1 protein-coding gene is annotated in these 369 nt (G+C 67.2%); it reads right to left on the reverse strand.

All coding sequences use genetic code 11. The features are described 5' to 3' along the window. The coding region (locus ASV53_RS24950) for an alcohol dehydrogenase catalytic domain-containing protein (protein WP_148665208.1) at positions 1–267 on the reverse strand (267 nt) is incomplete at its 3' end. Positions 268–369 lie beyond the last annotated feature (102 nt).

Genomic DNA, 369 nt, shown 5'->3' on the forward strand with positions numbered 1-369 from the left:
CTCTCCGACCGTGATGTCGTCCACATCGGGACCGAGCCCCACGACGATGCCGGCAGCCTCGTGGCCCAGCAGCATCGGCAGGGGACGAGGGCGCGAGCCATTGATGACGGAGAGGTCGGAGTGGCAGAGCCCTGCGGCCTCGATGCGGACCAGGATCTCGCCGGCGCGCGGCGGATCCAGCTCGATCTCCTCGACGTGGAGAGGACGGGATCGCGCGTAGGGACGCTCGACGCCTGCGTCGGCCAGGACGGCACCGGTGATTTTCATGGCGTGCTCACGCATCCTGTTCGACGGCATGCGTGGACATGACATACGCGTCGGGGTCGAACGGAGCGATCTCCTCCTGGAACATGTGCGAGTAGTCCGGCC

The organism is Photobacterium sanguinicancri (assembly GCF_002265265.1).
GTDB lineage: Bacteria > Pseudomonadota > Gammaproteobacteria > Enterobacterales > Vibrionaceae > Photobacterium > Photobacterium sanguinicancri.